Source organism: Acidomonas methanolica, from assembly GCF_004346035.1.
Classification (GTDB): domain Bacteria; phylum Pseudomonadota; class Alphaproteobacteria; order Acetobacterales; family Acetobacteraceae; genus Acidomonas; species Acidomonas methanolica.
Window position 1 is genome coordinate 15,543 of the sequence record NZ_SLZN01000029.1, and the last position, 17,741, is coordinate 33,283.

A 17,741-nucleotide genomic window follows, 5' to 3' on the forward strand; every position below is an offset into this window, starting at 1 on the left:
TGTCGCGATGCGCTTAACCCGAATCGAGATTGAGAATTTCAAAGGGATCGGTACACGGCAAAGCATTGATCTGCGGCCAATCACGCTTCTCTTCGGCCCGAACAGCGCAGGCAAGAGTACGATCCTGCAGGCGCTGCACTACCTTCGTGAAATCCTTGAACGCGGCAATGTTGATCCGGACCGGACGATTGCTGGCGGCCTCATCGATCTTGGCGGCTTTGCGACACTCGTGCACAACCACGAGCTTGGTCGGACCGTCACGCTTAAAGTCGCCTTGGACCTTCGGAATGAACAAGGTGCTGAGGGCCTGCCGCTAAACGCCGGTCTGTCCATTGGCGATCCCGAATTCTCCGAGTTGCCCGTTCGTTACCTCGTTGGCGAAAGCGAGGAGTATCGCGATTACGCCATCGTCCAGGAAGTGGCGTTAGAGGTTGATATTCGCTGGAGCGCTCTTGAGCAGGCGCCTTATGTTTCGCGCATCGCTGTTGAAATCGATGGAGAGCCGCTGGCGGCCATCGTGTCGCCTCCATCCGAGGGGCGGGCTCAACTGACAGATTTCAATTTCGCGCATCCACTCCTGCGCCGTGCTGTGCTTCCGGATGACGTGCCCGAGGAAGGCGATGAATCGGACCTCTCATCACCGCTTGAAGATGAGATCTGGTCGCTCGCCCGTGAAGCTGCTGCCGACCGCTCTACGCCGGATACGCCCGCCGACCAGTTGCGTATTGCGGTTGACACGGAACTGGGGGCGCTTCCTGCTCTCGATGGTGAATTGGTCCTGGATATCCGTGATCCGGATGCCAAGAAGGTTGGACTTGAAGAGCGCACGCCGCGCGTCAACGGTCTGCGTGCATTGCTTTCGGAGTTGATCCTTGGACCGGCGCGGCTGATCCGCGATCACCTAAAGGAAATGACCTATATCGGTCCGCTGCGCGAAATTCCTATGAGAAGTTACCGGCCCCAGGTCACGCCGGATGAAGCGCGTTGGGCGCAAGGGCTTGCAGCATGGGATTTGCTGTACAGCGACCGCCGCGGCGATCTCATGAAGGAAGTCAATTTCTGGCTATCCGGCGAGGATCGCCTGCGAACGACATACCGGCTGGAGCGCGTAGAGTTCAAAGAAATCCCCGTGCCGGGGATCGTCCACCAGATGTTCGAACGCGGGCTGAGAGAGGATGACATAGGCGAGCTGCAGGAGCTGTATCGCAGCCTTGCCACGCGTAGCGAGATTGCTTTGCGGGACTTTGAAAAGGGCATTCTCGTTGCTCCGGGCGATGTCGGGGTCGGTATCTCGCAGATGATTCCTGTCATCGTCGCCGCATTGCGCGGCCGGGGTAGCGTGCTTGGCGTCGAGCAGCCCGAGTTGCATATCCATCCCGCAATTCAGGTCGGGATGGGGGATTTGTTCATCCAGGCGATCCGGCGTGATTTTGAGACGTTGTCGAGCGAGAAGTCGCTGCTGATCGAAACGCATAGCGAGCACATCCTGCTGCGGCTGTTGCGGCGCATACGCGAGACCACCGACGATGAACTGCCGCCCGGAACGGACGGGTTGTCGCCTGACGAGCTTTCAGTGATCTATGTCGAGAGCGGTGAAGCCGGTATCGTCTTCCGACAGCTGGAAATCGACAAGGACGGCGAATTCCTGGAGCAGTGGCCGCACGGGTTTTTCGAGGAGCGCGCCGGGGAGCTTTTCTGATGCTCCATGAATATGCCGTCGAACCCGCTGCGATCGCCGAAGACTGGCAGACCTGCCGCTATCTTTGCGAGAAGTTCGGTTACGACCGCGGCCGCCTGCTGTCGCTCTTTCCCAAGAAATGGCTTCCTCTGGCGATCGAGGCTGCGGGTCACCTTAAGCCGATGGAAAAACACAGGGTAACGGAGAGCCTCAAGCAGCTTAAGAACCGCGCTTCGATGAAATCGGGCCGCCCTTACGACGATCAGCTCCCCACATGGCTCGATAACGCAATCGCCCAGCACGGCGAGAAGCCGTTTCACGCGATCATTGCGCAGGAGAACCCGGCAAATCATGCGGCGGTCCTGAAATCTGCGGACATCGATGAGGCCATGCCTCTGATGGCTATCGCACCGGATCGCGCGGTCCCGCGCGACGAAGCATCGATCTCCGAGGCCCTCGCATGTCTCCTGCGCCAGAGCTCCCGCATCCTGTTCGTGGACCCCTTCTTTGATCCCTACAGCGCGAAGTACCGGCGCACTTTGCAGGCTTGCCTGCGCATCGTCAAAGACAACAACCCTGCCGCCTCATGCGAGATTCACTATCGTTTTCATCCGGACAAGCCGGCAAATGCGGAGCTTGAAAATGAGGCCGCCAATCTTTTCCCCGGTATAGTGCCGGACGGGCTGCAGGTGAAGATCTTCTGCTGGCGCGAGATCAATGGCGGTGAGGATTTTCATGATCGCTATCTTCTCTCCGAGAAGGGCGGGATCGCCATCGGCGCCGGATACTCTGCCGAGGGCGCTAACCAGACCACGAACATGCATTTGATGAGTTCAGTCCTCTCCCGCCGCCGCTATGATTCCTTTGCGCGGGACGCTGGAATCTACACTCTCGAAGGACCGATTCTCCTCGTATCGAGTACCGGCGCGGTGGCGCGGCTCTAACCAGGTCCTTCCCACAGCTTTCCGTGTTTGACGGGGCCAGGGGGGGGCTCTTCCTAAGTTACTGATTAAAAGGGTTATTTTGACGGCGATGCGCCTGTCGAACGAACCCGCTCGCACACCCGGGCGATTCGAATCGTAACTAGATTGACATAGAAACTATATGGGTCTATTATATGTACGTATCAGCAATGTTTCGTACAGGGAGACTCTCGATGGCAGATCGTTACGTGACCAAACATCCGAAGGGCTGGGCCGTGAAGGCGCCTGGCGGGGAGCGCGCCAGCAGCGTGCACAATACGCAGCGCGAAGCTGAGCAGGCAGCCAAGCGGACCGTCAGCAATCTCGGCGGCGGCGAGGTTCGCATTCAGGGACGCGACGGGAGGTGGCGTGATTCCGATACGGTCGCCCCGGGCAATGATCCTTTCCCGCCGCGCGACAAGAAGCACTGAGGAAGGCGGGATCGGCATGAAGGCGTTCATCTCATACTCACATCGCGATACGGCTGCGCTTGAGCGCCTTCATACCCACTTGTCGATGCTCCGGCGCGAGGGACAAATTACGGAATGGTATGATCGCGAAATTCTCGCGGGGAGCGACCTCGACAGCGAGATCACAGCGCAGCTCGAATCGAGCGAGCTGTTCCTTGTCCTCGTCAGTCCCGATTTCCTCGCTTCTGACTATTGCTACGACCGGGAGCTACGCCGCGCGCTGGAACGACACGAGAGCGGCGAGGCGATCGTCGTTCCGATCATCGTTGAACCATGCGACTGGAAGTCCTCGCCGTTGAAGCAACTCAAGGCGCTCCCGCGCGACGGTCAGCCGGTCAGTGAATGGACCAACCAGAATAACGCCTTTCTCGATGTTGTCACCGAATTGCGCCGTGTCGTGGCGCGCGAAGACAGGGCGGATGAGCGCGAAGACGCGCCGGCGCCGCCTGTTCGTGCCTCTGGTTCGCGGTACCGCGTCAAACGGGAGTTTGACGAAATCGACCGCAGCGATTTCCGGTCGAAGGCATTCGAGGTCATGCGGCGCTATTTTGAACGCGCTGTCGCCGAAGTGGACCAGATCGACGGTGTCCGCGCACGCTACGTCTCGACCGGGCCGCTCAGCTTTACCTGTACCCTTATCAACCGGGCGATCGACCACGGCACGGCGCATATCACCGTACACGGCCAGAGCGGCGCGATGGGCTTCTCCGACATCTACTACTCATTTCAGGAGAACGCTCCGACCAACACCGCCAATGGCGGTTTCACGATCGAGAGCGACGACTACGAGCTCTTCCTCAAGTCAGGACCTTTCGGGTTCGAAACGAACGATGAGCGGCTGACACCGGAGCAGGCGTCGGCGCTGCTATGGACCAATTTTCTGGATCAGGCGGGGGTGTCCTATGACGACTAGAGTCCGTTTCCGTTGCCTGAACTGCGGCAATCGCTTCGAAGAAGAAGTTCTCGACGAAGACGAAAAGCGTGAGGCGCGCCGCCGGGACCAGCCGACATATCCAATCCACTGCCCTGACTGTCAGCGAACAGAAATCAGGCGGGGATGGGAGTGAACGCGATGCATGGGGAAATCGGAAGGGATAGACAGGAGGTCGGGAAATGGCGCGCCGAGTAACACCATCTCAGTTGAGAAGCATGATGCGACAGGCTCAGCAGAAGCAGAAACGGGCCATTGATGACCTTAATCGCGGCATCCGAGAGTATAACCGCAAGGTAAAGCAGGAGGTCGACCGTTACAACCGCGAGGTAAGGGCGCATAATTCCCGGGTCCGCGCGAACCGGCAGCGGCTCAAGAACGAGATTGCGCGCCTTAACCGCCAGACGAACACCACTCGCTATGTCACCTACCGGGTGTCGGTCGACACCATGCAGGCGGCGTATGAGCGTCTTGAAAGCGCGGCCGATCAGGGGCGCTTCGACGAGCGCTACAATGAACTGCTGGACCTGTCAGAGCGTGAGGCCGCGAATAACGCCGGTCTGATGAACGCGCTGCTGGAAGACAGCGCCATCGCTGACAACGCACCGGCACCCGATGAGCCCGAAAGTCCGCTCACGCCGATCCTCCAGCGTCTATCCGCAGATCTTTGCGACAGGTGGCGTGGCGCGCTCTACTCGCTCAGTCCGCAAAACCCCGACGCGGCCCGCCATTTCTGCACCAGTGCGCGCGAGATCATCACACGCATCCTCGACATCCACGCCCCCAATGAGGCGGTCGAACAATCGATTCCCGACTGTGAGCGGACACAGCAGGGAACGCCGACCAGAAGAGCCAAGATCAAATACATTCTTCATCGGAGCGGCATGGCGGGGGAGGAACTGGAGTCTTTTGTCGATAGCGACATCGAGAATGTCGTCGCGCTCTTTCAGACCTTCAACCAGGGCACGCATGGCGAAGCCGGAAAATTCAGCTTCAACAAGCTGCAGGCGATCCGCGTGCGCGTTGAAGACGGGATTCTCTACCTCTCGCGGTTAATTCACTAGCACCCGCGGCGCGGGAGAAAGGTTCGGCCGAACATATCAGGTCTAAATAATCCACAGTGTGCGGAGCAAGTCCTTCGCTATCGTGGCAAATGTTCCCTGATTGTTCTATGATTGCCATCATGTCGAAGATTCTAACGCCAAACCAGATGCTGGGTCAGATCGGAGAACTCGCTGTTGGACAGCGGTTTCTTCACATCGGCTTTCAGTTTGACGGCCGGTCCCGCCTTGAAGCCGGGATCGACGGTATCGCCGAAGTGATGGATGAAGGCCGCCCTTTGGCGCGAATGATCGCCGTGCAGGTCAAGGCGACGGCTGAGGGAAAATACACATCCGAAGACGATACGGGGTTCAGCTATCTGCTCAAGCCGAAAGACCTGGACTACTGGCGCGGATCGAACCTGCCCGTGATCATCGTCCTCTACCGAAAATCGGACGAGAGCTTCTATTGGAAGGAAGTTCCGAGCGGCGTCACAGCGGGTGAGCGCCGCCTGCGTTTCGATAAGGCACAGGATGTTTTGGACCGCAATGCGGTCGACCGTCTGGCCGCCCTTACCGTGCCCAAGGCCGGATTTGGCTACTACGTTCCGCCGCTTGGCGGAGGCGAGAGCGCTCTTGTCAATTTGCTGCCGATTACCCCGCCCCCCGAGATATTCGTTGCTTCGACACCGCATAGGGGGCCGAAGGCAACGTCGTTGCTCCTGGAAGCTGACGGACCCGCCCGGTTCGACTGGGTCATCAATGGCGGTTCGTTCTGGTCATTTCACGATCCCCGCAATTCCTCGTGCCGCGACATTGTCGATACCGATCAGGTCGAGGCGATCGAGACGAGCTATCTCGCTTTTCACGAGGACCTCGACGAGCAGCATAAATTCTCCTTCCTGCTACGGCAGACGCTCAGGCACCAGGTTGCGGAAGACCTGAACTGGGAGAAGGAGCGCAAGCTGCTTTATTTCCGGGCGGAAGAGAAGAATGCCCCCCGCCGGTTCCATTATGAATCGACGCAGAAAAAGACACATGCCGACGTCGTGAATGTCATTACCAGCAAGAAGGAAGAGGGGCTTGTTGCCTACGTGCGCCACCACGCATTTGCGCCGCGTTTCGAACTGCTCGACGACCAGTGGTTTTTGATCATCACCCCGACCTACTATTTTACGACGGACGGCTTCACACCGCACTCTTACCCGCAGGCTTTGCTCGCCGGAAAGAAGCGTCTGGATAGCAGCGCCTCGCTGCGCGGTCAGGTGATCATGTGGCATCGCTTCCTTACCCAGAAACAGAGCGCAGGTGATGATCTCTTCGAACGCCATGCGGTTCAGGAGCCTCGCCTGAAATTCGATCCGCCGCCGCAGATCGCGCTTGATACACGGGTGCCGGAAGATGTCTGGGGCACGCCGAAGAAACGGCCCGAAGACCCAGCCGAGCAGGAAAGGTTCGCGGTCTGATGGAATTCGAAAGCAAGATATTTGAAGAGCCCGAGCTGGAATTCGGCGATCAGCATCACGGCCTGGATCCGCGCCGCGGACTCGTCGAAGCGGGGCCGCTGCAGCCGCCCTTGGGGGAGGTGATCAGGGTCGGGGTTGTCGGCAGCACGAAGACGGTCGAGAGCACGCAAAAATACTTCTCGGCTGTTGCAACAGGGATCAAGGGAAAGGGCGAGAAGCATCCTAATCTGCACCCGGATTTTCCCGGCCTTGGCAATCAGAATCCTTTCCGCTGCCGGTTTGAAATCCCGGAGAATGTTACGGCCGCACTATCACAGAGCAAGATCGACAAAATCGTCAAGGAGCCGCATCACCAGAAGGCGGTGGAGATGGCAGTCAATGAAATATTCTCACTGCTGCAGACGCTGGATGATAGCGGCTACCGACCTGATGTTGCCATCGTTGCCTTGCCGGTCGCGCTTATCGAGCGTATCTGGAATGCGAAGGTAGATTCAAAAAGTACGACCGAGAAGGAAGACAGCGGCGGTTCAGATGCCCCGAATTTCAGGGGGATGCTCAAAGCCCGAACGATGGGCCTGAATTTTCCGATCCAGATCGTGTGGGAGGATGTGATCGACGACAAGGCGGCAATCTCCCGGAAAATCAAGGAAAGCAAAGACCGCGAGATACAGGACGAGGCAGACCGGAGCTGGAACCTCTTCACCACACTCTATTTTAAAGGCAGCGGCCGCATCCCATGGCGCCGCCAGCCACGGGAAGGCGAGTTTGCCGCTTGCTATGTCGGGATCAGCTTTTACCGCGAGGCAGGGGGCCAGCAGCTTTTTACCAGCGCGGCGCAAATGTTCGATGAGCGCGGGCGCGGGTTCATTCTCAAGGGGAAGAGGGCGCAAACCGAAAGCCGCGGCCGTCATCCCTATATGACCGAAGATGATGCCTACGAGCTCATCGGGCAGGTGCTCGCAGCCTACAAAAATCATCACAAGCACTATCCGGCACGGGTCATTGTGCTCAAAACCTCCCGTTTCCGGGAGGATGAGGCCGACGGCATTCTGCGCGCGCTGGAAGAAGCGGGAACCGAGCTTCGCGATCTTGTCTGGGTTCAGGAGTCGTACGCAGCAAAGATCTTGCGCGACGGAAACTATCCTGTCCTGCGCGGCACGTTCGTGAACCTGGCGGGTAAGGGCCTGCTCTACACAAATGGCAGTATACCCTACTACGGCACCTATCCGGGTCTGTATGATCCGCGTCCGCTGCTGCTTTGTCCGCACAAAAGCTGCGACAGCACGATTGCCCAAATCGCCGAGGAGGTCTTCTCGCTGACCAAAATCAACTGGAACTCGACCCAGATGAACCAGCGCCTTCCGATCCCTATCCGCGCAGCGCGTAAGGTGGGCGAGATCCTAAAATATATGGGCGAAGGCCAAACCGTAAGTACCGACTACCGGCGCTATATCTAGGCGGCACCATCAGGAAGCATGTCTCTTGTTTCGGACGCGCACGTAGCCATTTGCCCTGCTCTGACTTGACGCGAAATAATTGATTGGTTCCTCGAATATTGCGGACAGTTCCCGGACCCGTCTTTGCAGCTCCTCCCGTTTCATGGAACGCTCCTTGAACATTAGCTGGTAGAAAGCGACCCAGAACGCTGCGGCGTCGTCGAAATTGATCGCGTTCTGCGGCCCGATGAGCGAGTAGCAGCCGGTTTGCGGCAGGAGCTGTTTGGCGAGATTCTCATGCGCCATCTGGCAGGCCGAGACGAAGACCCGTCTGCCCTCAAGGCAGGGTGCAAGCATCTCGCCGAGTTCGGCGAAGGAGATGTTATCGAAGGTGGTTGCCATGCCGCGCGTATTCGCGTGGCAGGAGATATGTAGATAGCGATAGTCCGACTCGTCGAAGAGATCGATCATCTCCTCAAGTTCGCGCTTTGTGCGGATATAGTAGTACCGCGTTCCCGATTTTCCGGCCAGGCGGAGCATGCGTGAGAGGATTTCGCCTTCCTGGCGGCCGGCGTCTTCGTCTTCGAGATCAAGCGACTCGATGATGAAGAGCTCGGGTTTTGTCTTCTTTGTCATATCAGCCCCGGATCACGATCTCGATCGCGCCCGGTTCGACGCCGTAAAACGCAGCCAGGGCGCGTTTCGCGTCCGGCATATTCATAGGCGTTACCTTGCCATCCGAAACCTGCGACTCCGTCATTGGCGCGTCGTCTGCCTCTTCATCGACGACCGTCCCTGAAACACCGTCTATGCGGACCGTGCCTTCGAGCCGGTACTTTGCCCATTTTTCGGCAAAGCCGCTGGCCTTTTCCGGGCCGTAGGGCGTGAACCAGAGATTCCAGGTGGTATTGGCGCCTTTCGTGTTCGCCCCGCCCGCGATCCAGTCGGCATGCGTCTTTCGCGCGGTGGCGACAGCTTCTTCCGTGGGCACGAGGTAGGCGATCACATCGCCGGGGGTGCGCTCTTCCACGGGCATTACGATAAGCAGCCAGTCGGTGCCCTCGATATTGAGCTTGGCGCCTTCCTCCGGGCTATCGGCGACAGCAATGAGAATATGGTCGTTGCAGGTGCGCGCCCGCACGCTCTGGCCGTCACTCATCTCAAACAGCATGGAGCGGCCGCGGCTGGGAAGCTTGCGCAAATTCTTCCCGTTTTTCTCCATGAGGCGGATTCCGGCTTCGAGTAGCAGGGCGTTATCTAGTCGAGGGCCTTTAGCCATATAAGTCTCCTTTAGTGAATTAAGTGTCTTATATAATACCCTTATAAAGGAACGGCAAGGAATAAAAGAGCCCGTGCGCGTCCGTTCACTGCGCTGCCGGAAACGGGCTCTACTCGCTGGCGCTCGCGGAGCTTCCGCCTGCGCCGATGTTGCAGGCGGTGATCTCCGCCCATTTGCCTGCTGCTTCGCAGAGCAGGCGGGTGACCTTCTGGCCGTCGCCGAGACTGGGGTAGCAAACAGCAAGTGCGGTCGGGGTGGAGGGGGCACCCGGCCTGCACAAGCCCCTTGGGCGCGGAAGGCCGGGGATACCGCGCCGGACGGTTCCACTTACCTGACTGGCGCGAGGGCAACGCCCTTAGCAAACCTATTGGGGAATCACGCGGCAGCGGCCGCGCCGGAGAGCCGCTATGAAAAAGCGCCGGGACCACGTCCCATTCGTCATTTAGGAGGGGTATAGCGTAGGTGTAGTTCTCGGTTTCTTCGGCTTCCGCCCGGCAGGTGGCATCACGATACCTGCCGGAACGGGAGGGATTCGAACGCAAGGGATCGCTCCTCTTTTGACGTAAGCGAAGAAAACTCATGAGTAGTAAGTTCGCATCCAGAGCCACGACCTCAGGCATCCCAACGAAAGCGTGCCTTAGAGGGCTATAGAGTAGATGTAGTTGTCATCTTCACCCGGTGCGGTGCGCCATTGTCCATCTACAATTTTTCAAAATTGACGCTTCCGGGCGATTGGTCCGTTTTGCGCTTCCGGACCCAATCCGGACTCATGTGATTGCTTGTCGCCTGAGCTGAAATTGCGGGACGTGCTGATCGCCAGCCTCCCGCTGCCAGGCCACCATCCCGCGATCAGACCCGCTAGAGCCGTTCCACGTTAATCCGGCTCATATCCGGCGGCGGTGAAGAAGTTGGCGCACTCGGTTGGGGTGAAGGCCTGGAAGACGTCTCCGACGGCATCCCAGAGTGCCGTGACGGTGCGTTCCGCCCGGCTCCGCATAAGGGATTTGAGTTTGGAGAACGCCATCTCGATCGGATTGAAATCTGGGCTGTAGGGCGGCAGGAACATCATCGACGCCCCGGCCTGCTCAATGGCCGTCCGTGCGCCAGGCATACGATGGGCCGGGAGATTGTCGAGGATGACGATATCGCCCGGTTGCAGGGTCGGCACGAGCACCCGTTCGACATAGGTCTGGAACACGACACCGTTCATTGCCCCGTCACGCACGAACGGCGCGGTCAGGCCGGTCGTGCGTAGTGCTCCGGTGAAGGTGGTGGTTTTCCAATGTCCATGCGGCACGCCGGCGCGGCATCGCTCTCCGCGCGGGGCGCGTCCGCGCAGCCGGGCCATCTTCGTCGAGAGGCTGGTTTCGTCGATGAAGACCAGCCGCTCAGGGTCGAGATCAGGCTGGGCGTCGAACCAGTCCTCGCGCCGTGTCAGGACGTCGGGACGCTCCTGCTCCAGTGCATGGGCGGTCTTTTTTTGAACGTCCAGTTGCGCTGACGCAGCCACCGGCTGAGCATGCTGCGCCCGATCTCCACCGCATGCTCTTCACGCAGGCGCGCCGCCATCTCCAGCAGCGTGATGTCCCGGCGCGCCTCGATCAGATCGAAGATGAAAGCCTCATGAGCGTCCAGTCGGGAGCCACGCGGCTTGCCCTGACGGCGCGCCGTCCGCTCGCCCGTTTCGCGCTCCCGCCGCAGCCACCGGATCGCCGTGGCAATCCCGACATGAACCGCGCTGCCGCAGCACGCGCCGACAGGCCGCACGCTCCCGCCGCCAGACCCGCACCCGAAGATCATCGCCATACGCTCGAGACATCGCCCTCTCCATCCATGGATAGGGTGAATCACAAGGCACACGCATTGTCACGCCGCAGAATCAGCGTTCAGTGGAGACGCTCTAGACGAGGCGGGACGCCTGGCTCCCTCAGGCCCTTGGGAGGCCACCTATGGTCCTGACCCGAGGCGTTTCCCTTACCCGCCGTTTTTCTCGAAACCGGCGTAGATGGCGGCGGAGATCGCGTTGAGCCGCTTCAGCCCGGCCGCGTCGTCCGGCAGGTCGCGGCTGAGTTCGACGAGGATATAGGTCCGCCCGTCCGGGGGGAAGACGATGGCCGCGTCATTGCGCACGCCCGTGACCCAGCCCGTCTTGTGCGCGACGGGCGTTCCGGGGGGAAGGCCGGGCGAGATGACGTTGTTGAATGTCTGGCCGAGCAGGATGGCGATCATCGCCTCGCTCGCCGCCGGATCGACGATCCGGTCCTGCGCGAGCTTCTGCATGAAATCGCCCAGGCCCCGCGCGGTGACGCGGTTGCGGATGCCTTGGGCATCGGCGTCGAAATCCTCGATCATCCGGCCGAACGTGATCCCCTTCAGGCCTTGATGCGCCACCACGCTGCGGATGAAGGGCACCCCGAGACGCTCAACCATAAGGTTCGTGGCGAGGTTGCTGCTGTATTGGATCATCACCCGCAGCAATTCGGTCACGCTGACGGGCTTCCCGACCTCGGCGTAGAGCGGATCGTAGGAATCCTCCTTCTGGTCGAGCGAGAAGTCACGCGTACCGACCAGGGAGTGGAAGCGGTTATGGACGACGATCATCTCGTCGGGGTTCAGCGTACCGGCGCGGAAGGCGACATAGGCGGCGTCCAGCACGAAGAGCTTCATGGTGCTGGCCGCGTTGATCGGCTCGTCGCATTTCAGGCACACCTCCGGCGCGCGGCCGAGCCGGGCGGCGTAGACGGCGAAGGTGCCGGGCTGTCCCTCCGTCAGCCGCGCCACTTCGTCCTGAAGCGGCGCGGCTCGCGCCGTCCCGGTCAGGAAGACGGCGGCCAGCGCCAGGCCATACGCTCTTGCGCGATGAAATCGTGGCATCCGCACCGTCCGTTCTCCTTGTTCTTGCGGGTGAAAGCATAGTCCTCGTTCCGAGGCCATACCATTTCGTATGGCGCTCTCTTCCTTAACGCGCGGTTATCATCCGCGGACAAAGAAGCGTGGCCCGAGGTTTCACGAGCGGCGCCCGGCGCGGTTCCTACGGCTGATGAACCTCCAGCCAACTCCCGGCGATGTCCACGGCGATCGTCGCGGGCTTGTAGGCGTCCTTCGGCGCCAGGAAGATCGAGTCCACATAGGTCTGCGGATTGCGGTCGTAGAGCGGGAACCAGCTCGACTGGATCTGGACCATGATCCGGTGGCCCGGCAGGAAGGTGTGGTTCGCGAGCGGAAGCCTCAGCCGGTAGAGTTGCGGGGCGTTGGCCGGGATCGGTTCGGGATGCTCCATGCTGTTGCGGTAGCGTCCGCGCAGGATATCCGCCGAGATCATGAGCTGATAGCCGCCCATCTCCGGCTGATCGGCCACCTGATCGGGATAGACGTCGATCAGCTTCACCACGAAATCGCCGTCCGTCCCGCTGGTGGCGGCGGTGAGGTGCATGACCGGCTGGCCCGTCACGGTGAACGGCCGCGTCAGCGCGGGCGAGACGAAGCTCAGCACGTCTGGCCGGGCGGCGGCGTTGCGCTGGTCCGTGGCCAGCCACCAGCGCCATTCCGATCCGGGCTGGCCCTTCGGCACGACGGGCCGCTGGACGTAGGGAACGGGATGGTCCGGGTCCGAGACATAGCGCGCCTCGCCCGCGCCGGGCGGCGGAGCGGACGGGCCAAGCCCGCCGCCCGGCTGGAGATGGAGCGACGTGCAGCTCGCATCGCAGTCGCGCGGGGGGAGAGCGGCTGTCGTGCCCCATTCGTCTTCGCCCGTGCGGAAGGCCGTGACGCGCGCGGGCAGGGGCACCGTCGCGTCCTTGAGGTAATGGGCGAGGAACGGCGCGAGGATGTGGCGGCGGAAGAAAAGCCCCGTGTCGGAATGCAGCTTCACGGGGCCGAGCGTGCTCGCCTCGCGGATTTCCCCGCCATGGTTCCACGGCCCGACCGCCAACCAGAGATTGGCGCGTGCGGCGGGCACGGCGCTCATGGCGTAATAGAGGGCGACGGCGCCGTAATTGTCTTCCTGGTCCCACAGGCTATGGACAAGGAGCGTGGGCACGCTCAGCCCCTCCTTCGGGAGGAGCCGGTCGAGCGCCTGCGCCTGCCACCACGAATCGTAGGCCGGATGGGCGAGGATCTGGCGGAAGAAGCCGATCTGGTCCATTCCGCGCGCCCGACCGACCGCGCCCGCCGAGACGCCGTCGAGGAAGAAACTGTAGGAATCGTAGACGCTCGTCCACCATTTCGCGGTGTTTTTCGGGGTGCCGCTCTGATCGAAGATATAGGGCAACATCTCCTCGCGGAACGCGCCGTTATGGAACCAGTCGTCGCCCATCCAGCCGTCGACCATGGGATTCATCGGCACCGAGACCTTGAGCGCCGGATGTGGATGGAACAGGGCCGTCAAGGCGGTGAACCCGTCATAGGACACGCCGATGATGCCGACCTTTCCATTGCTTTCAGGCACGTGATGGATCAGCCAGTCGATCGTGTCCCATGTATCGGTGCCTTCATCCACGGCGGTTCCGTTCTCCGGGCCGCGCATCGGGCGGTTCATCACGTACTGCCCCTCGGAGCCGTATTTGCCCCGGATGTCCTGAAGCACGCGGATATAGCCGCCTTCGGTGACGATGTCCGGCATGTTGTCGTAGCCATATAACGACGTGGCCAGGTCGGAGCTTGGAGTCAGCGACGCCATGTGGGCGGCGTCATAGGGCGTGCGCGTCAGCAGCAACGGCGCTCCGTGCGCGCCTTTGGGGATCAGGATGACGGTATGGAGCTTCGCCCCGTCGCGCATCGGGATCATGACGTCGCGGCGCGTGAAGTCGAAACCATCCTCGACGGGATGGAAATGCGCCGGCATGTCCGCCTCGATGCCGCCGGGTGGGGGTGCCGCCCGCACGGGAAAAGCCGGACTGGCCAGGATCGCGATACAGGCCGAAGCCAGAAAGAACTTCTTCATTTTGCGCCTTTCCACGAACGGGCGTTTGTTCTTCAGAATTCTGCGGAGATCGTACCGTAATATTCTCGCGGCGCCGCGACGAACAGATTGGCGTTGTCGTCGCCCGAGACGGAGGCCGCGCCATAGACGCCGCCGATATAGTTCGCGTCGAACAGATTCGTGATCTGGAATGACGCCTTCAGGTTGCGGGCGAAGCCGATTTTGCCGAAATCATAGGTCAGGCCGAGATTGGCGACCCAATAGGACGGAATATACTCGTCGTTGAGGAACGTCATCGGTCGCGAGCTGACGTAGTTCACGTTGAAGTTGAACATGGCGTGATGATACAGGTAGTTCAGATTGGCTTTATACATATATTTTGGGTAATAAACCTGATGCTTTCCCTTCAGGCTGTAAGGTTTTCCGCCATAATTGATGGATCTGGATTGATATTCGGCATCGTTCCAGCTGAAGCTGTTGGTGATCTCCAGACCTTTGAGCGGACGGATGGTGCCCATGACATCCGCGCCGTTCATGGTCTCGCGACCCACGTTCAGGTAGGCGGTCGTTGCGTTGGCGGACGTGCCCTGCGTGATGGTGGCGAGGCGGTTATAATAGTCGGTATGATAGAAATCGGCCGTCCCCGTGAAAAACACCGAATCGTAGCGATAGCCGATCACATAGTTCCATGTTCTCTCCGGGCGTAGAAGTTTCTGGTTCGCATCGAAAACCTCCTGCGCGGGATGAGAGGAATTGCCAAGTCCGCCCCACGGGCCGCTTGAGGTCTGGGTGAAGTAATCGTACGCCCGCATATTCTCGGCGATGTCCCAATAAAGTTCGTGATGGCGGAGGAAATGCCAGTCCCAGTTGAAATGGGGCAGGAACGCCGCGGATGCCGCCATCGCGCCGTTGACGGGATGGCGATAATAGGTGTTCCATCCTTCGGCACCAAGTTGCGCCGTATTGTCGACCTTGGTGCCGCCATGAGTCGTCTGGGTCAGGGATTTGAACCCCGCGAGCAGGGTCATGCCCGGCATGATCGTCCAGCGATCCTGAAGGAAGAACTGGAACGTATTCGTATTGAAACTGTCCACGTACCACGTATGCGCCTGGCTCTGCTTGAAGTCGGAGAGCCAGTTATGGGCGCTGTTCAGGTAATCCTCATAAAGACGAGAGGGGTAGTTGAAATAGTTGTTTTCGTACCAGAGGCCCGTCTCGATATGATTGTTATGCGGCGCCTCTATCGAGACTTTCTGCGTGAAGCCAATTCTGCGCGTCTGGGCATGAGACATGCCCAAGGCCATGGGCACACCGGACACCGTGCCGTTCGGCAACAGTTCAGGCGTGCCGTAACTTGGCGACGTCACGAAATTATTCGTCCCGCCGTAAATGGCGCTATTGACGTTCCCGTAGGCAACCGTATCCGATGTGACGTTCTTAAGAAGATCGAAATGGCCGGTGACCGCCGAAAGATAGGTCCGTTGTAGCTGGGAGGCGTCCCAGGCATAGTCCCCGATCTCGTCATTCGACAGGATGCCCTGATATCCCGGCGGAACGTCGGATGTATACTGAGCGTAGTAAGCCCAAAGTTTGGCGGTTTCGTAGTCCGGCTTGAGATAGGTCGTATCTCGTCCCATCTTCTCCCACATGTTCTTCGTAAGGGTGAGATAGTTCCCTTGCGTGAAATTCCCGTAGCCGAAAAACGCCGTGACGCGCCCGCGATTGCCGACTGGCTGGACGAGCTTGGCGTTCGCCTGAAGCTCGCTCTGATAGCCATATCCTTTCCAGAGATCGGTGTTCGTCCGGGCGAAGGAGGCGTAGAATTTCGTGCCGGTGGCGTTCAGGACACCGCTATCCACCCGGCCATAGGTGCGATAGGCGGCGTAGCTCCCGAACGTCTGGCTGATCTTCCCGCCCGCCTTGTCCTTCGGGTCGGAGGAGATATACGTCATGGCGCCGCCGAGATTCTGCGCGGAGAACGAGTCGAGGGCTCCGGCGCCTTGTGACATGGTCATCCCGGCGATGTCGTCCTGAATCATGGCCTGTGTGATCGAGACGCCGTTGATATTGAGGAAGCCCTGCGTCCCCAGGGGAATGCCGTCGAGCGTGGCGCCGATCTGGGTCTGGGTGAAGCCGCGGACATAGAACGTGTTCGCGTAAGTATCCAGGCCGAAAGCATCCGTCGACGTGAAATTCGCGCCCGGCGTCGTCAGGGCCAATATCTGCATCGGGTTCGTTCCAGCGACGAACCTGTCCATGATCTGGCGCGTCACTGCAACCTCTGCTCCATGACTGCGCACGCGCGACGCGCTGACGGAGATCGCCTCCCCCGCGCCGGCCTCGAGCGAGGTCCGGCGGGGACGCGGCGTCCGCGCGCCAGACGAGGGAGCCTGCGCGGCGGTCGTCGGTTGTCTGCCTGAATGAGTCCTGGTCCGATGCTTGTGCGGCTTGTCTGCGGCATAGGCGCCGAACGGCGTCCCGCCGAGACAAATGGCCGCAATAATGGCGCTCGAAGTCGTCACGCGGGTAACCGGCCGCTCAGGGCCGCCTTATGAGTGGATTGGATGATTGGTAATCTCCTGTTGTTAACGACGTCGTTATTGACGTCGTTTGGGAGGTGAGCATGGGGCAGGAGATCCTGATTGACGTGGAGCGTCGACGGCGCTGGGCTGTGGCGCGGAAGCTGAGCATCCTGTCGGAGGTTGGTGTGGACGGGGCTACGGTATCTGATGTGGCCCGCCGCCACGACCTGACGCGGCAGCACCTCTACCAGTGGCGGAACTGGCTGCGGCAGCACTCTTCTGTTGCTGCTCGAGATGTCCGTTTTCTTCCGGTTGAGTGCATGGATGACAGGGGCGCCGTGGCAGGGCCTGCTGATGTGACCCGTCCAGGACGGGTGGACATCGTGCTGCGCAACGGGCGGACGATCGGGGTTTCGGGGGATCCCCCGGATGCCTTGCTGGCGCGGATCATCCGGATTGCGGAGACGGCATGATCAGCCTGGGCAACGGCGTTCGCGTCTACCTGGCGTGTGGCGTGACCGACATGCGCAAGGGGATCTCGGGACTGGCGGCCCTGGCGCAGGACGTCCTGCGCCAGAACCCCACCTCCGGCGCGCTCTTTGCCTTTCGCGGTCGCAAGGGCGACAGGATCAAGCTCCTGACCTGGGATGGCCAGGGGTTCTGCCTGTATTACAAGGTTCTTGAGATCGGACGTTTTCCATGGCCGTCGCCGGCCGAGGGTGTGGCCCGGCTGACATCGGCACAGATGGCGATGCTGTGGGAGGGTATGGACTGGAGACGGCCGGCGTGGTCGGCACCGCCCTCGCGGGTCGCCTGATTTTTCTGCCTGTTCGATCGCGGAATTCTTTGTTTTTCAGTGGTTTTCCGCTATTCTTCGGACATGGCGACCAACCCCGGAACCCTGCCCGACGATCTTGCCGCGCTCAAGGCCATCATCATGGCCCAGCAGGTCGAGATCGCCCGGCTGTCGACGTCGGAACGGGCTTATGATGCGCTCATCCAGTCGCTCAAGATCCGCATCGCCCGCCTGCAGAAA

General features: G+C 60.3%; 14 protein-coding genes and 1 pseudogene. 9 read left to right on the plus strand and 6 right to left on the minus strand.

Annotated elements, in window-relative coordinates:
- Window positions 1–7 precede the first annotated feature (7 nt).
- The 7 genes from EDC31_RS14675 to EDC31_RS14710 all read left to right on the plus strand — a co-directional run bounded on the left by EDC31_RS14675 (window position 8) and on the right by EDC31_RS14710 (window position 8,004).
- Entirely contained in the window at window positions 8–1,699 is a 1,692-nt protein-coding gene (locus EDC31_RS14675) for an AAA family ATPase (protein WP_042061217.1), read from the plus strand.
- Window positions 1,699–2,622 (plus strand): hypothetical protein, encoded by a 924-nt coding sequence (locus EDC31_RS14680; RefSeq protein WP_042061216.1) that lies wholly within the window; start codon window positions 1,699–1,701, stop codon window positions 2,620–2,622. Before EDC31_RS14675 ends, EDC31_RS14680 begins: the two co-directional genes overlap by 1 nt.
- Window positions 2,623–2,834: 212 nt before the next feature.
- Window positions 2,835–3,071 (plus strand): DUF2188 domain-containing protein, encoded by a 237-nt coding sequence (locus EDC31_RS14685; RefSeq protein WP_186819982.1) that lies wholly within the window; start codon window positions 2,835–2,837, stop codon window positions 3,069–3,071.
- A 16-nt stretch (window positions 3,072–3,087) separates the two neighbouring features.
- On the plus strand, window positions 3,088–4,023 hold the full coding sequence (locus EDC31_RS14690) for a toll/interleukin-1 receptor domain-containing protein (protein WP_026782274.1): 936 nt from the start codon (window positions 3,088–3,090) through the stop codon (window positions 4,021–4,023).
- A gap of 200 nt (window positions 4,024–4,223) precedes the next feature.
- The gene (locus tag EDC31_RS14700; RefSeq protein ID WP_042061213.1) at window positions 4,224–5,105 is read left to right on the plus strand and encodes a pPIWI-associating nuclease domain-containing protein; all 882 of its coding nucleotides are present in this window, start codon (window positions 4,224–4,226) and stop codon (window positions 5,103–5,105) included.
- A gap of 107 nt (window positions 5,106–5,212) precedes the next feature.
- A complete protein-coding gene (locus tag EDC31_RS14705; protein WP_204366699.1) occupies window positions 5,213–6,547 on the plus strand; it encodes a DUF4365 domain-containing protein in 1,335 nt (444 codons plus the stop codon).
- Window positions 6,547–8,004 carry an argonaute/piwi family protein gene (locus tag EDC31_RS14710; protein WP_042061209.1) on the plus strand — a complete coding sequence of 486 codons (1,458 nt, stop codon included), beginning with the start codon at window positions 6,547–6,549 and terminating at the stop codon, window positions 8,002–8,004. The genes EDC31_RS14705 and EDC31_RS14710 overlap by 1 nt, the downstream gene beginning before the upstream one ends.
- 9 nt (window positions 8,005–8,013) lie before the next feature.
- Here EDC31_RS14710 and EDC31_RS14715 read toward each other — a convergent pair whose 3' ends face one another.
- From EDC31_RS14715 to EDC31_RS14740, 6 genes and pseudogenes are all read right to left on the minus strand, one after another.
- Entirely contained in the window at window positions 8,014–8,619 is a 606-nt protein-coding gene (locus tag EDC31_RS14715; protein ID WP_026782278.1) for a CHAT domain-containing protein, read from the minus strand.
- 1 nt (window position 8,620) lies between these two features.
- Window positions 8,621–9,262, minus strand: coding sequence for a hypothetical protein (locus tag EDC31_RS14720; protein ID WP_026782279.1), 642 nt, complete (start codon window positions 9,260–9,262; stop codon window positions 8,621–8,623).
- A gap of 874 nt (window positions 9,263–10,136) precedes the next feature.
- Window positions 10,137–11,081 (minus strand): annotated as a pseudogene (locus EDC31_RS14725) (IS630 family transposase).
- 155 nt (window positions 11,082–11,236) lie between these two features.
- Complete coding sequence (locus EDC31_RS14730; RefSeq protein ID WP_081797826.1) at window positions 11,237–12,136, minus strand: serine hydrolase; 900 nt, start codon at window positions 12,134–12,136, stop codon at window positions 11,237–11,239.
- Window positions 12,137–12,293: 157 nt separating this feature from the next.
- Window positions 12,294–14,204 (minus strand): CocE/NonD family hydrolase, encoded by a 1,911-nt coding sequence (locus tag EDC31_RS14735; protein WP_081797825.1) that lies wholly within the window; start codon window positions 14,202–14,204, stop codon window positions 12,294–12,296.
- A gap of 32 nt (window positions 14,205–14,236) precedes the next feature.
- Complete coding sequence (locus EDC31_RS14740) at window positions 14,237–16,705, minus strand: TonB-dependent receptor domain-containing protein (protein WP_408735066.1); 2,469 nt, start codon at window positions 16,703–16,705, stop codon at window positions 14,237–14,239.
- Between the two features lie 101 nt (window positions 16,706–16,806).
- Here EDC31_RS14740 and tnpA point away from each other — a divergent pair, with 101 nt between their 5' ends.
- Together tnpA and tnpB are read left to right on the plus strand one after the other, a co-directional pair.
- Complete coding sequence (gene tnpA / locus EDC31_RS14745) at window positions 16,807–17,178, plus strand: IS66-like element accessory protein TnpA (RefSeq protein WP_132127139.1); 372 nt, start codon at window positions 16,807–16,809, stop codon at window positions 17,176–17,178.
- Window positions 17,175–17,522: an IS66 family insertion sequence element accessory protein TnpB gene (gene tnpB / locus EDC31_RS14750; protein WP_132127140.1), complete on the plus strand. Its 348-nt coding sequence runs from the start codon at window positions 17,175–17,177 to the stop codon at window positions 17,520–17,522. The genes tnpA and tnpB overlap by 4 nt, the downstream gene beginning before the upstream one ends.
- Window positions 17,523–17,741 lie beyond the last annotated feature (219 nt).